Origin of the sequence: Hydrogenophaga intermedia, from assembly GCF_023715105.1 — a bacterium.
GTDB lineage: Bacteria > Pseudomonadota > Gammaproteobacteria > Burkholderiales > Burkholderiaceae_C > Hydrogenophaga > Hydrogenophaga intermedia_A.
The window spans coordinates 78,138-90,630 of the sequence record NZ_JAMBNO010000009.1; the positions used below are offsets into that span (position 1 = coordinate 78,138).

A 12,493-nucleotide genomic window follows, 5' to 3' on the forward strand; every position below is an offset into this window, starting at 1 on the left:
CAGCGTCAGTCGGTTACCGAAACTGATCGGCGCGCCCGTTGCGAAGCGCGTCCAGCATCAGTGCAGTCGAGCGATTGGCCACTTTGCCATCGCACAAGCCGCCACGCGCCATCTGCAGCGCGCGCCGCGTGGCACCTCGAAAGTCCATCGCCTGCCACGACTCGTCGGCGCTGCTGCGCCATTGCCGGGCATCCGGATCCCATCGCGCATACACCTTGACCTCCGCGGTCTGGCAGCGCACGCCCTCGTACAGCGCATTGATCGCGCCACTGCTGCTGCGCGCGATGAACACGTAGCGCACCACACCGTCTTCGCCCACGCTGAGGGTCTGTGGGTCGATCGCGTAGCGCAACGTGGTCGTGTTGCCGAGGCGAAACTCGACCGCGCGGTCTGCGCTCCAGGTGGCGGGTGGCGCCGTGGGCGCCTCGGTCCAGGGTGCGGGCTCGTCCACCTGTGCCCAGGTGGGCGTGGCGGCGATGGCCCAGGCCGCGGCGACGGCGGCGAGCCGGATGGTGGTGAATGTCATTCGGATCCGGTGTCGAGCAAGCGGGTGTCTGGGCCTGGTACGGGATCGAAGCTGCCGCCCGGCGGCAACTCGATGCCCATCGGTGCGGTCTGCGGGCCGAAGTCGCCCGCATGCCCGCGGCCGCCGTGGCGCAGATACCGGTTGCGCTGGCTGTCCACCCGCGGCAGGTATCGCGACAGTTCGGTGAGTGCCATTTCGTATACGCCGCGCTTGAACTCGACCACCACGTCCAGCGGCACCCAGTAGTCGTTCCAGCGCCAGGCGTCGAACTCGGGGTGGTTGGTGGCGCGCAGGTTCAACTGCCAGTCCTGTGCGACCAGTCGCAGCAGGTACCAGATCTGCTTCTGGCCCTTGTAGTGGCCGCGCGCATCCCGACGGATGAAGCGGTCCGGCACTTCGTAGCGCAACCAGTCCCGCGTGCGGGCCACGATGCTCACGTGCTCGGGGCGCAGACCGACTTCCTCGTGCAATTCCCGGTACATCGCCTGCTCGGGCGTCTCGCCCCGGTCGATGCCGCCTTGCGGAAACTGCCAGGAATGGGAGCGGATGCGCTTGCCCCAGAACACCTGGTTCTTCTGGTTGAGCAGAATGATGCCGACATTGGGCCTGAAACCCTCTCTGTCAAGCATAATCAACCTCGGATTTTTGAACTGTGGTCATTATGCCTCGCCCCCTGTGGGAAGCGAAGTGACCACACACCGCTCAAGCCCGCGCACCGCCTAGGGAAAACCCGCCAGCGCCCCGCGCGTCCCCCACCCGAACGCAGCCACCGTGCACCGAAACGGCGCCCCATCCTGTTCATGAAAGCCAGTCAGTTCCTCATCACCACGCTCAAGGAAGCCCCCGCCGACGCCGAGGTGGTGAGTCACCGGCTCATGACGCGCGCCGGCATGGTCCGCAAGCTGGGTGCCGGCATCTACAACTACATGCCCATGGGCCTGCGCGTGATCCGCAAGATCGAGAACATCGTGCGCGAGGAGATGAACCGCGCCGGGGCGGTGGAGATGACGATGCCGGTGGTTCAGCCCGCCGAGCTCTGGCAGGAAACCGGCCGCTTCGAGAAGATGGGGCCCGAGCTGCTGCGCATCAAGGACCGCCATGATCGCGACTTCGTCGTCCAGCCCACCAGCGAGGAGGTGGTGACGGACGTGGCGCGCCAGGAACTGCGCAGCTACAAGCTGCTGCCGCGCAACCTGTACCAGATCCAGACCAAGTTTCGCGACGAGCGCCGTCCCCGCTTTGGCCTCATGCGCGGACGCGAGTTCATCATGAAGGACGCCTACAGCTTCGATCGTGACGAGGCCGGCGCCAAGGCGAGCTACCAGGCCATGGCCGCGGCCTACCGCCGCATCTTCGATCGCTTCGGTCTGCGCTACCGCGCCGTCGCGGCCGACAGCGGCGCCATCGGGGGCGATCTGAGCGAGGAGTTCCAGGTGATCGCCGCTACCGGCGAGGACGCGATCGTGTATTGCCCGAACAGCGACTACGCCGCCAATATGGAAAAGGCCGAGGCGCTGGCGCCCACCGGCCCGCGGCCCGCGCCGGCCAATCCGCTCACGCGCACGCCCACGCCGGGCAAGGCCACCTGCGCCGACGTCGCTGCGCTGCTGGGCGTACCACTGGCCACGACGGTCAAGTCAATCGTGCTCGCCACCGACGAACTCGACGAGGCCGGCGAGGTGGTGAAGTCAACGGTCTGGTTGCTGCTGCTGCGTGGCGATCACGACATGAACGAGGTCAAGGTTGCCAAGGTGGCGGGCCTGGACAAGGGCTTTCGTTTTGCCACCGTGCCCGAGATCGAGGCCCACTTCGGCTGCAAGCCGGGCTACCTCGGCCCCATCGGCCTGAAGCAGCCGGTGCGGTTGGTGGTGGACCGCGAAGTGGCGGTGATGGCCGACTGGATCTGCGGCGGCAACGAGATTGACGTGCACCTGACCGGCGTGAACTGGGGCCGCGACCTGCCCGAGCCGACACAGGTGGCCGACATTCGCAATGTGGTCGAGGGTGACCCCTCGCCCGACGGCAAAGGCGCGCTCGCCATCGAGCGTGGTATCGAGGTCGGGCATGTGTTCTACCTGGGCACCAAGTACAGCAAGGCCATGAACGCCACCTTCCTGGACGAAGACGGCAAGCCCAAGCATTTCGAGATGGGGTGCTACGGCATCGGCATCACGCGCCTGCCGGCGGCCGCCATCGAGCAGAACCACGACGAGCGCGGCATCGTCTGGCCGGACGCGATCGCGCCGTTCACGGTCGTGGTGTGCCCGATCGGCATGGACCGCAGTGCCGATGTGAAGGCCGCGGCCGACAATCTCTACATGCAACTCCTGAACGACGGTGTGGACGTGATCCTCGACGACCGCGGCGAGCGCCCGGGCGCGATGTTTGCCGACTGGGAGCTGATCGGCGTGCCGCACCGCATCACCATTGGCGACCGTGGCCTCAAGGCCGGTGAGGTGGAATACCAGCACCGCCGCGACAGCGCCGCCACCGCGGTCAAACTCGCCGACATCGTGGCCCACGTGAAGGGCCGTCTGCAGGCATGAAGCTGCCGGGCTGGACGCGTCGCGACAGCCTGCTCGGGCTGGTATCGGTCGGTGCGTCGGCCTGGCTGCCCACCGTGCACGCCGGTCAGGTGGAGGAACCCCTGGCCGACTCGGTGCGCGGGGCGTTGCGCATGGCCATCGAGTCCGCCGGACCGCCCAACCACGAACTGCTCCCGCAGGCATCCCGCGAGCGCTTCGAACGGTGGAGTCGCGACATCGGTCCGCGACTGGCCCGGCAGAAAAGTCACCCGCTCGAGCGCGATGAATTCCTGCGAACCGTCTGGTACTACGCCACCCGCCAGGGCCTGGACCCGACCATGGTGATGGGCGTGATCCAGGTCGAGAGCGCGTTCCGCAAGTTCGCGGTGTCGGTCGTGGGTGCGCGCGGCTACATGCAGGTCATGCCGTTTTGGGCGCGGCTCATCGGCAACGGTGACGCCAGTCTCCTGTTCCAGCTCAACGCCAACATCAGCTTCGGTTGCGTGATCCTGCGTCACTACCTCGACCGCGAGCGTGGCGACACCTTCTACGCGCTGGGGCGCTACAACGGCAGCCGCGGCCGCGCGCCGTACCCGAACGCGGTGTACGCCGCGATGCGCCGCTGGGCGCACCCCGACGCTTGACAGAGCACCCCCCCGCCGCGCTGCGCGCGACCCCCTCAAGGGGGCGATGCCTGCGGCCTGGCGAAGCCAGTTCCGCGGCATCCCTCGGTTAGGGCCGCCTCATTCGCGTAGTTATTGCAGAAAGCCGATGCGGCCTTTGCCAGGGCCGCCGCGGGGGAGGTCGTCGGGTTCTATGGTGTAGCGGCTGGCCAGGCGTGCGTTGCCGAAGGCGGTGACCAGCGCGCGGCGCATCTCGCGCGGCGGCAGGCTGCCCAGGAGGTCGAGCACGTCGGCCGCCGGTTCGGGGTCGAAACGCTGGCCCCAGTCGTGTTCACCGCGAATGCCTCGGTACAGGTTGGCGGCGATCTTTCGGGCGGCTTCGGGCGATGGCGCCTGGATCTCGAACACGTTCATGCGGTTGAGAATGGGCTCGGGGATGGCGCGCTCGTCGTTGGCGGTGGTGACCCAGATCACCTGGCTGGCGTCGATCGGCACCTCGGCGAACTCGTCCACAAAGCTCTGCGCCGTGTCGTGCTCGAGCAGGCTGTAGAGCGCGCCCAGCGGGTCGTACTGGGCTTCGCCCGCCGCCTTGTCGATCTCGTCCACCACGATCACCGGGTTGGCGTACTGCCCATCGACCAGCGCCTCGAACACCTTGCCCGGGCGGGCGCCTTTCCACTGCGATGACGAACCTGAGAGCAGCCAGCCCGCGGTCATGCTGCTCATGGGCACGAGGTTCATGCTGGTGCCCAACAGTTCCGCGATCTGGCGTGCGAAGTGGGTCTTGCCCACGCCGGGGGGGCCCAGCAGCAGCATGGGCGTGAGCTCCAGGCTGTCACGGCTGTCCTGGCTCAGCGCCACGTGGCGCTTCACGTCGTCCAGCGCTTCACCAAAATTGGGCATCAGGTCGTAGAGCGGCGCCATGTCGGGCACGCCCGAGGGCTTGACGGCAAAGCGCTGCGGGCCCCGCTCGAGCATGCGCTGCCAGGTGTTGCGCAGGCTTTCGTGCTCGCGGTCGTTGCCGCTGGCCTGCAACTTGGCGAGCTTGCGTTCCACCTCCTCGGGTTTGAACACGCTGCGCATCTGGGCGATGGGCAGGCCCAGGGGAGGGGATGCAACCAGGCTGCGTGAGCTGCTCATGGAACTCTCCTTCAAGCGGTTCGGCACTTTCATTCAAGCACAGTCCGTGCCCGCCTTGAACCCCGAACAGGACCGGGAAATCCCCGCTTGTGTTCACTTTGCTCGCGCACGTGACCAAAAGCACGAAGCCGCCTCGCGGGCGGCTTCGTGTGTGGCGCGAACGGGCGCTCAGCCCTGCGAACCCAGTACCTGCTGCAACTCGCCCGATTGGTACATCTCCATCATGATGTCCGAGCCGCCGATGAACTCGCCCTTGACGTAGAGCTGCGGGATGGTGGGCCAGTTGCTGTATTCCTTGATGCCCTGGCGGATGGCCTCGTCCTCGAGCACGTTGACGGTAACGAGGGACTTCGGGTCCACGCCGCTGGCCTTGAGGATCTGGATCGCGCGGCCCGAGAAGCCGCACATGGGGAAGCTCGCGTTGCCCTTCATGAAGAGCACGACGTCGTTGGACTTGACCAGTTGGTCAATGCGGGTCTGGGTGTCGCTCATGGGATGGATTCCTGTGCAAGCCGGCAGCGGGCCGGCGATAGGGCGATTATCGCGCCGCCGGCCAGCGCCCGCCGCTGCAGCGCACGATGCCCGCCAGATCGGTGCGGCCACCGACGGCCTCGAAGCCGCGCTCGCGCAGCAAGGCCTGCACCGCGGCGCCCTGGTCGTGGCCGTGTTCCAGCAGGAGCCAGCCGCCGGGCAACAGGGCGTCGGGCGCCTGCTTCACGATGGCGCGGATGTCGTCCAGGCCGTCCGCGCCAGCCGTCAGGGCGCCGATGGGCTCGTGTGCCAAGCCCGGCAGGTGGGGGTCGCCTTCGGCAATGTACGGCGGGTTGCTGACGATCAGGTCGAAGCGCTCGCCCGGCGTGGCCGCCAGCCAGCCGCCCTGGTGCAGGGCGAGCTCCAGGCCCAGGCGCGCGGCGTTCTCGCGCGCCACGGCCAGCGCGTCTGCACTGGCATCGCTGGCGTGCATGCGCAGCGCGGGGCGCTGGTGTTTCAGGGCCAGCGCGATCGCGCCGCTGCCGGTACCCAGATCGATCACCCGCGCCGCGGGGGGGCGCTCGGCCAGCACGTCCAGCGCCCACTGCACCAGGGTCTCGGTGTCGGGCCGCGGGGCGAGCACGCGCCGGTCCACCCGCAAGGGCAGGCCGAAGAACGCCTGCTCGCCGCGCAGGTAGGCCATGGGCTCGCCCGCGCGGTGGCGGGCCAGCAGGGCGTCCAGCCGTGTGCTGGCGTTGGCATCGAGCGTCTGATCATCATGCGCCGTCAGCCAGGCGCGGTCGTGCGGGTCGCGGCCCAGCGCCAGCAGCAGCAGTTGCTGCGCCTCCAGGCGCGGCAGGCCGGCGGCCTGCAAGGCGGTGAGCCGGGCCGCCAGGGTCATGGCGCGCTGTGTTCGAGCTCGGCCATCAGCTCGGCACCCCGCGCCACCTGCAACGCGCGCACCACCTCGTCGAGTTCGCCCTCCATCACGCTCGTGAGTTGGTAGATCGTGAGGTTGATGCGGTGGTCGGTGAGCCGGCCCTGCGGGAAGTTGTAAGTGCGGATGCGGTCGCTGCGGTCGCCGCTGCCGATCAGGCCCTTGCGCGTGGCGGCTTCCTTGGCGGCCCGCTCGGCGCGGTCCTTCTCGCGCAGGCGCGCGGCCAGCACCTGCAGCGCCTTGGCCTTGTTGCTGTGCTGGCTGCGCCCGTCCTGACATTCGGCGGTGATGCCGGTGGGCAGGTGCGTCACGCGCACGGCCGAGTCGGTCTTGTTGATGTGCTGGCCACCCGCGCCGCTGGCGCGGAAGGTGTCGATGCGCAGCTCGGCCGGGTTGAGCTCGATCGCCTGCGTCTCGTCGGGCTCGGGCATCACCGCCACTGTGGCGGCGCTGGTGTGGATGCGACCCTGTGCCTCGGTGGCCGGCACGCGCTGCACGCGGTGGCCGCCCGATTCGAAGCGCAAGCGGCCGTAGGCACCGTCGCCCTCGATGCGCAGCACCACCTCCTTGTACCCGCCGAGTTCCGCGGGCGATTCGCTCATGACCTCCACGCGCCAGCCCTGGCGCTCGGCATAGCGGGTGTACAGGCGCGCCAGATCGCCCGCGAACAGGGCGGACTCGTCGCCGCCGGTGCCCGCGCGGATTTCCACGAAGGCATTGCGCGCATCGTCCGGGTCGCGCGGCAGCAGTAGGGTCTGCAGCTCGGTGTCGAGCGTGGCAAGGTCGGCCTCGCAGGCGGTGATCTCCTCGCGCGCCATGTCGGCCATCTCCGGGTCGCGCAGCAGGGCTTGCGCGGCGTCCAGATCGGCTTCGCGCTGCAGGAAGCGTTCGTACACGGACACCACCTCGCTGGCCTCCGCGTGTTCCTTGCTCAGGGCGCGAAAGCGCGCCATGTCGTCCACCACGTCGGCGGCCGAGAGCAGGGCGTCAAGTTCGTGCAGGCGCGCGCGCAGGCGTTGCAGGGAGCTACGGACGAAGGGTTTCATGGGCGCGGCATGGCGTGCGCAAGCCCGCGGCAGCCGCCCGGGCGTGCGGTGTGCGGTCTAGGAGCGCGGTTCGCGCGGGGCCGGGCTCTCGCGCAGGAACAACCGCGACACGGTCTCGGCCGTGGCCGCGCGGGCGGCGGCGTCGCCGCTGTGCAGTTCGGCCAGGGTGCCGTGCAGCATCTTCTGGGTGAGCCCCTTGGACAGGGCCTCGAGCACCGCTTCCACCGGCTCCCCGCGCGCCAGCAGGCGCTTGGCGCGGGCGAGTTCGTGGGCACGCCAGGCGTCGGCCTGGGCGTTGATCTGCTGGATCAGCGGCACCACCCCGTTTTCGGGATCGCGCCGCTCCATCCAGTGCATGAAGCTGAGCACGCCGGCGTCGATGATGGCCTCGGCCTGCGCCACGGCGGCCTGGCGGTTGTCCTTGCCGGTCTGTACCACGTGGGCGAGGTCGTCCACGGTGTAGAGGAAGATGTCGTCCAGACCCTTGACTTCGGCCTCGATGTCGCGCGGCACCGCAAGGTCGACCATGAACATGGGGCGGTGCCTGCGCTTCTTGAGCGCGCGTTCCACCGCGCCCAGACCGATGATGGGCAGTGTGCTCGCGGTGCAGCTCACCACGGCGTCGAACTCGTGCAGGCGCTCGGGCACCTCGGCCAGCCGCATCACCTGCGCGCCAAAGCGCCCGGCCAGTTTTTCGCCGCGCTCCATGGTGCGGTTGGCGATCACCATGCCCTTGGGCGTGCGGGCCGCAAAGTGCGTGGCGGCGAGCTCGATCATTTCGCCCGCGCCCACGAACAGCACGCGGATTTCGCGCAGGTCCTCGAACAGCTGGGAGGCCAGGCGCACGGCCGCGGCCGTCATGCTGATGGAGTGGGCGCCGATTTCGGTGGAGGTGCGCACCTGCTTGGCGACCGCGAACGAGCGCTGGAACAGCTGGTGCAGCGTGGTGCCCAGCGCGCCGGCCTGGTCGGCCACGCGCACCGCGTCTTTCATCTGGCCCAGGATCTGCGCCTCGCCGAGCACCATGCTGTCCAGCCCGCTGGCCACCCGGAAGGCGTGTCGCGCGGCCTGGTCGTCGCGCAGCACATAGGCGTGGTGGCGCAGCACCTGCGCGCTCACGCCGCCGGTCTGGGCCAGCCAGTCGATGGTGGGCTCCATCGCGGCGGGATCACCCGCGCCGTACAGCTCGGTGCGGTTGCAGGTGGACAGCAGCGTGGCCTCGGGCTGGCGCGGCAGGCGCGTGCGCAACTGGTGCAGCGTGGGCTGGATCTGGTCGAGCGCGAACGCGAAACGGCCCCGCAGATCGAGCGGAGCCGTTTGGTGGTTGATGCCGAGCGCCCAGACAGACATGTTGCCGATTATAAAATTTGCGCCTTATGAAAGGGATGCCGTGACCATTCTCCTCTTTCTGGGGCATGTCGTGGCCTTCATTGCACCAGCGGTGGTGGTCGCGCTGCTGCTGTGGGCCGGTTTGCGCTGGCGCCGGGCGGTGCGCCTGGGCAAAGGCGCCCAGCTGGCGGCGTTGATCGCGGCCGGGGTGGTGGTGCTGGTGGCCGGCCTGGTGGTGTTCGGCCGCGACGGGCGCATGCTCACCTACGCGGCGCTGGTGCTGGCGCAGGGCAGTCTGGCGTGGTGGCTGCGCGGCAGCCGCTGACCAAATCTAGCTCACCGGTGCAAACAGGTCCACGCGGTCGGTGATGATGCCGTCCAGGCCGAGGTCAATCAGCCGCTCGGCGGCCCACTCGTCGTTCACGGTGTAGGCCAGCATGCGCCAGCCTTCGGTGCGCGCGATGCGCACCAGGGCACGGTCCCACAGCGCGTGGTTGCAGACGATGGCCTGTACGCCCAGTTCCTGCGCTTTGTCGAGCCAGCCGTTCCACAGCGTGTCCAACAGCAGCCCGCGCGGCAGATCGGGCGCGGCATCGCGCGCGCCGCGCAGCGCTTCGGGCTGGAAGGAGGTCAGCAGCGGCGCGCGCTCGGGCTGGTGCACCCACAGGCGTTGCGCCTCGGCGGCCACCACGCGGCCGGTCTCCAGCTCCTGCCCGGGCGTGGGCTTGATCTCGATGTTGAGCCAGTGCCGATGCGCCTGGCAGTGTCGCGCCACCGCCGACAGGGTGGCCAGGGGTTCGCCCGCAAAAGCGCGCGAATGCCAGCCGCCGGCGTCCAGCCGGCTCAGCGTCGTCCAGTGTCGCTCGCCGGCCACGCCCTGGCCGTTGGTGGTGCGCTCCAGCGTCGCGTCGTGCAGCAGGAACACCACGCCATCGGCACTGAGCTTGGCGTCGCACTCGTACATGCGGTAACCGTGCGCGGCACCGAGCCGGAAGGCGGCCAGTGTGTTCTCGGGTGCCAGCTTGCCGGCGCCGCGGTGGGCGATCCACAGCGGGTAGGGCCAGGGGGGCAGGGCGGGCATGTCAGTCGATCCGGTGCCCGGTGGCGGCGTCGAACCAGTGCTGGCGGTCTTCACGGGGCTTGGCGCGGATGGTGCTGCCCACCGCCGGCGATCCTGCGTCCTCGTGCGTGCGGATGATCACCGTTTCGTCGCCCAGGCGGCAATGCACCAGGCGCTCGGCGCCCAGCAACTCCACCGTGTCCACGGCGAGCTCCCAGCCGTCGTTGCCGACGTCCAGGTGTTCCGGGCGCACGCCCAGGATGCGACCCTCGCGCGCGCCGGGGGCGTGCTTGAGCAGGTTCATCGGCGGCGAGCCGATGAAGCTGGCCACGAAGGTGGTGGCCGGGCGGTTGTAGACCTCTTCGGGCGTGCCGAACTGCTCCATGTGACCGGCGTTCATCACGATCATGCGCTGCGCCAGCGTCATGGCCTCGACCTGGTCGTGCGTGACGAACAGGCTGGTGATGCCCAGCTCGCGGTGCAGCTTCTGGATCTCGATGCGGGTCTGCGCGCGCAGCTTGGCGTCCAGGTTGGACAGCGGCTCGTCGAACAGGAAGACCTGCGGCTGGCGCACGATGGCGCGGCCCATGGCCACGCGCTGGCGCTGCCCGCCCGAGAGCTGGCGCGGCTTGCGCTCCAGCAGGTGGCCGAGTTCGAGGATCTTCGCGGCCTTGTCCACGCGGGTCCTGATCTCGTCCTTGGGCACCTTGGCGATCTTCAGGCCGTAGGCCATGTTGTCGAACACGCTCATGTGCGGGTAGAGCGCGTAGTTCTGGAACACCATGGCGATGTCGCGCTCGGCCGGCTCGAGCTGGTTGACCACGCGCGGGCCGATGCAGATCTCGCCCCCGGTGATTTCCTCCAGCCCGGCCACCATGCGCAGCAGCGTGCTCTTGCCGCAGCCCGAAGGGCCGACGATGACGATGAATTCGCCGTCGCTGATGTCGGCATTGACGCCATGGATAACCTGAAGGGCGTGCTTGCCGTGGCCGTATCGCTTGACGACGTTGTTGAATCGGATGGCTGCCATTTACTTCTCGGAGTCCACAAGGCCCTTGACAAACCAGCGCTGCATGAGCAGCACCACCAGCGCGGGTGGAATCATCGCCAGGATGGCGGTGGCCATGACGATGTTCCAGTCGTTGGCGGCATCGCCGCCAGAAATCATGCGCTTGATGCCCATCACCACCGGGTACATGCTTTCATCGGTGGTGACAAGCAAAGGCCAGAGGTACTGGTTCCAGCCGTAAATGAACTGAATGACAAAGAGCGCGGCGACGCTGGTGGCCGACAGCGGCAGCAGCACGTCCCAGAAGAAGCGCATCGGACCTGCGCCGTCCACGCGCGCGGCCTCCACCAGTTCGTCAGGCACGGTCAGGAAGAACTGGCGGAACAGGAAGGTGGCGGTGGCGCTCGCAATCAGCGGCACCGTGAGGCCGGCATAGGTGTTGAGCATGCCCAGGTCGGACACCACCTGGTAGGTCGGGCCGATGCGCACCTCCACCGGCAGCATCAGCGTGACGAAGATGGCCCAGAAGAAGAACATGCGTCCCGGAAAGCGGAAGTAGACGATCGCGAAGGCCGAGAGCAGCGAGATCGCGATCTTGCCGATGGCGATGGCCAGCGCGGTGATCAGGCTGACGATCATCATGCGGCCCACCGGTGCGGTGGACGCAGCACTGCCGCTGGTTCCCTGGATGGCTTGTGTGTAGTTCTCGACCAGGTGCGGGCCGGGCAACAGCGGCATGGGCACCTGAACGATGTCCTGCGCGGTGTGGGTGCTCGCCACGAAGGTGATGTAAAGCGGGAAGGCGATGATGATCACCCCAAGCACGAGGACGATGTGCGAGATGGCGGTGGCAAGCGGGCGGCGTTCAACCATGTGTCTCGTGGCCTCAGTAGTTCACCTTGCGCTCGACGTAGCGGAACTGGATCACGGTGAGCACCACGACGATGGCCATCAGCACCACCGACTGTGCGGCCGAGCCGCCGAGGTCCAGCGCCTTGAAGCCGTCGTAGTAGACCTTGTAGACCAGGATCGCCGTCTCCTTGCCCGGGCCGCCTTCGGTGGTGGCATCCACGATGGCAAATGTGTCGAAGAACGCATAGACGATGTTGATCACCAGCAGGAAGAAGGTGGTGGGCGACAACAGCGGGAACACGATGCTCCAGAAGCGCCGCCATGGGCCCGCGCCGTCGATCGCCGCGGCCTCGATCAGGCTGCGCGGGATGGACTGAAGGCCGGCCAGGAAGAACAGGAAGTTGTACGAAATGTGTTTCCAGACCGCCGCGAACACGATGAGCGCCATCGCCTGGTTGCTGTTGAGCAGGTGGTTCCATTCGATACCGATCTGGCGCAACGCGTAGCTCACGATGCCGATCGACGGGGCGAACATGAACAGCCACAGCACGCCGGCCACGGCGGGTGCCACGGCATAGGGCCAGATCAGCAGGGCTTTGTAGAACGAAGCGCCGCGGACCACACGATCGGCAAACACCGCAAGCGCCAGCGAGATCGCAAGCCCCAGCCCAGCCACCAGCACCGAGAACACGGCCGTCGTCCTGAACGAGGCCAGGTAACTCTGGTCTGCCAGCAGGCGGCGGAAGTTGTCCAGACCCACCCATTCGGTGGCTGTGCCGAAGGCGTCCTGCTGCTGTAGCGATTGCAGCAGTGCCTGCCCGGCGGGCCAGAAAAAGAAGATTGCGATGACGGCCACCTGCGGTGCGAGAAGCACCGCCGGCAGCCACCAGCTCTTGAAGCGAACGCGTTTTTCTACGGCCAAGGATTGGCTCCGGGCATCAAAACGGCCGGGCGAGCCCGGCCGTGTCTACATCG

14 protein-coding genes are annotated in these 12,493 nt (G+C 67.9%); 3 read left to right on the plus strand and 11 right to left on the minus strand.

Annotation, left to right across the window (positions count from 1 at the left end):
- Nucleotides 1-13: 13 nt before the first annotated feature.
- Together M3149_RS10085 and M3149_RS10090 are read right to left on the minus strand one after the other, a co-directional pair.
- On the minus strand, nucleotides 14-526 hold the full coding sequence (locus M3149_RS10085; RefSeq protein WP_251709176.1) for a CNP1-like family protein: 513 nt from the start codon (nucleotides 524-526) through the stop codon (nucleotides 14-16).
- Nucleotides 523-1,155 carry an RNA pyrophosphohydrolase gene (locus M3149_RS10090; RefSeq protein ID WP_251709177.1) on the minus strand — a complete coding sequence of 211 codons (633 nt, stop codon included), beginning with the start codon at nucleotides 1,153-1,155 and terminating at the stop codon, nucleotides 523-525. The genes M3149_RS10085 and M3149_RS10090 overlap by 4 nt, the downstream gene beginning before the upstream one ends.
- A 171-nt stretch (nucleotides 1,156-1,326) precedes the next feature.
- Between M3149_RS10090 and M3149_RS10095 the strand changes: the two genes are divergently transcribed.
- The gene (locus tag M3149_RS10095) at nucleotides 1,327-3,072 is read left to right on the plus strand and encodes a proline--tRNA ligase (RefSeq protein WP_251709178.1); all 1,746 of its coding nucleotides are present in this window, start codon (nucleotides 1,327-1,329) and stop codon (nucleotides 3,070-3,072) included.
- Nucleotides 3,069-3,695: a lytic transglycosylase domain-containing protein gene (locus tag M3149_RS10100; RefSeq protein WP_251709179.1), complete on the plus strand. Its 627-nt coding sequence runs from the start codon at nucleotides 3,069-3,071 to the stop codon at nucleotides 3,693-3,695. The genes M3149_RS10095 and M3149_RS10100 overlap by 4 nt, the downstream gene beginning before the upstream one ends.
- 111 nt (nucleotides 3,696-3,806) lie before the next feature.
- On the opposite strand, the gene M3149_RS10105 is transcribed toward M3149_RS10100, so the two are convergent.
- From M3149_RS10105 to hemA, 5 genes are all read right to left on the minus strand, one after another.
- A complete protein-coding gene (locus M3149_RS10105; protein WP_251709180.1) occupies nucleotides 3,807-4,814 on the minus strand; it encodes an AAA family ATPase in 1,008 nt (335 codons plus the stop codon).
- Between the two features lie 168 nt (nucleotides 4,815-4,982).
- Entirely contained in the window at nucleotides 4,983-5,306 is a 324-nt protein-coding gene (grxD, locus tag M3149_RS10110; RefSeq protein WP_251709181.1) for a Grx4 family monothiol glutaredoxin, read from the minus strand.
- Nucleotides 5,307-5,352: 46 nt separating this feature from the next.
- Nucleotides 5,353-6,186: a peptide chain release factor N(5)-glutamine methyltransferase gene (gene prmC, locus M3149_RS10115; protein ID WP_251709182.1), complete on the minus strand. Its 834-nt coding sequence runs from the start codon at nucleotides 6,184-6,186 to the stop codon at nucleotides 5,353-5,355.
- Complete coding sequence (prfA, locus tag M3149_RS10120; RefSeq protein WP_251709183.1) at nucleotides 6,183-7,268, minus strand: peptide chain release factor 1; 1,086 nt, start codon at nucleotides 7,266-7,268, stop codon at nucleotides 6,183-6,185. The genes prmC and prfA overlap by 4 nt, the downstream gene beginning before the upstream one ends.
- A 57-nt stretch (nucleotides 7,269-7,325) precedes the next feature.
- A complete protein-coding gene (gene hemA, locus M3149_RS10125) occupies nucleotides 7,326-8,618 on the minus strand; it encodes a glutamyl-tRNA reductase (protein WP_251709184.1) in 1,293 nt (430 codons plus the stop codon).
- Nucleotides 8,619-8,658: 40 nt separating this feature from the next.
- Here hemA and M3149_RS10130 point away from each other — a divergent pair, with 40 nt between their 5' ends.
- Nucleotides 8,659-8,922, plus strand: a complete 264-nt coding sequence (locus M3149_RS10130) for a hypothetical protein (RefSeq protein WP_251709185.1) — start codon at nucleotides 8,659-8,661, stop codon at nucleotides 8,920-8,922.
- Nucleotides 8,923-8,928: 6 nt separating this feature from the next.
- On the opposite strand, the gene ugpQ is transcribed toward M3149_RS10130, so the two are convergent.
- From ugpQ to ugpA, 4 genes are read right to left on the minus strand one after another with little or no spacing between them, the layout of a single operon-like run.
- Nucleotides 8,929-9,678 (minus strand): glycerophosphodiester phosphodiesterase, encoded by a 750-nt coding sequence (gene ugpQ, locus M3149_RS10135; protein ID WP_251709186.1) that lies wholly within the window; start codon nucleotides 9,676-9,678, stop codon nucleotides 8,929-8,931.
- 1 nt (nucleotide 9,679) lies between these two features.
- Nucleotides 9,680-10,687, minus strand: a complete 1,008-nt coding sequence (locus M3149_RS10140) for a sn-glycerol-3-phosphate import ATP-binding protein UgpC (protein WP_251709187.1) — start codon at nucleotides 10,685-10,687, stop codon at nucleotides 9,680-9,682.
- Nucleotides 10,688-11,539, minus strand: a complete 852-nt coding sequence (gene ugpE, locus M3149_RS10145) for a sn-glycerol-3-phosphate ABC transporter permease UgpE (protein WP_251709188.1) — start codon at nucleotides 11,537-11,539, stop codon at nucleotides 10,688-10,690.
- Between the two features lie 13 nt (nucleotides 11,540-11,552).
- A complete protein-coding gene (gene ugpA, locus M3149_RS10150) occupies nucleotides 11,553-12,440 on the minus strand; it encodes a sn-glycerol-3-phosphate ABC transporter permease UgpA (protein WP_251709189.1) in 888 nt (295 codons plus the stop codon).
- Nucleotides 12,441-12,493: the final 53 nt, after the last annotated feature.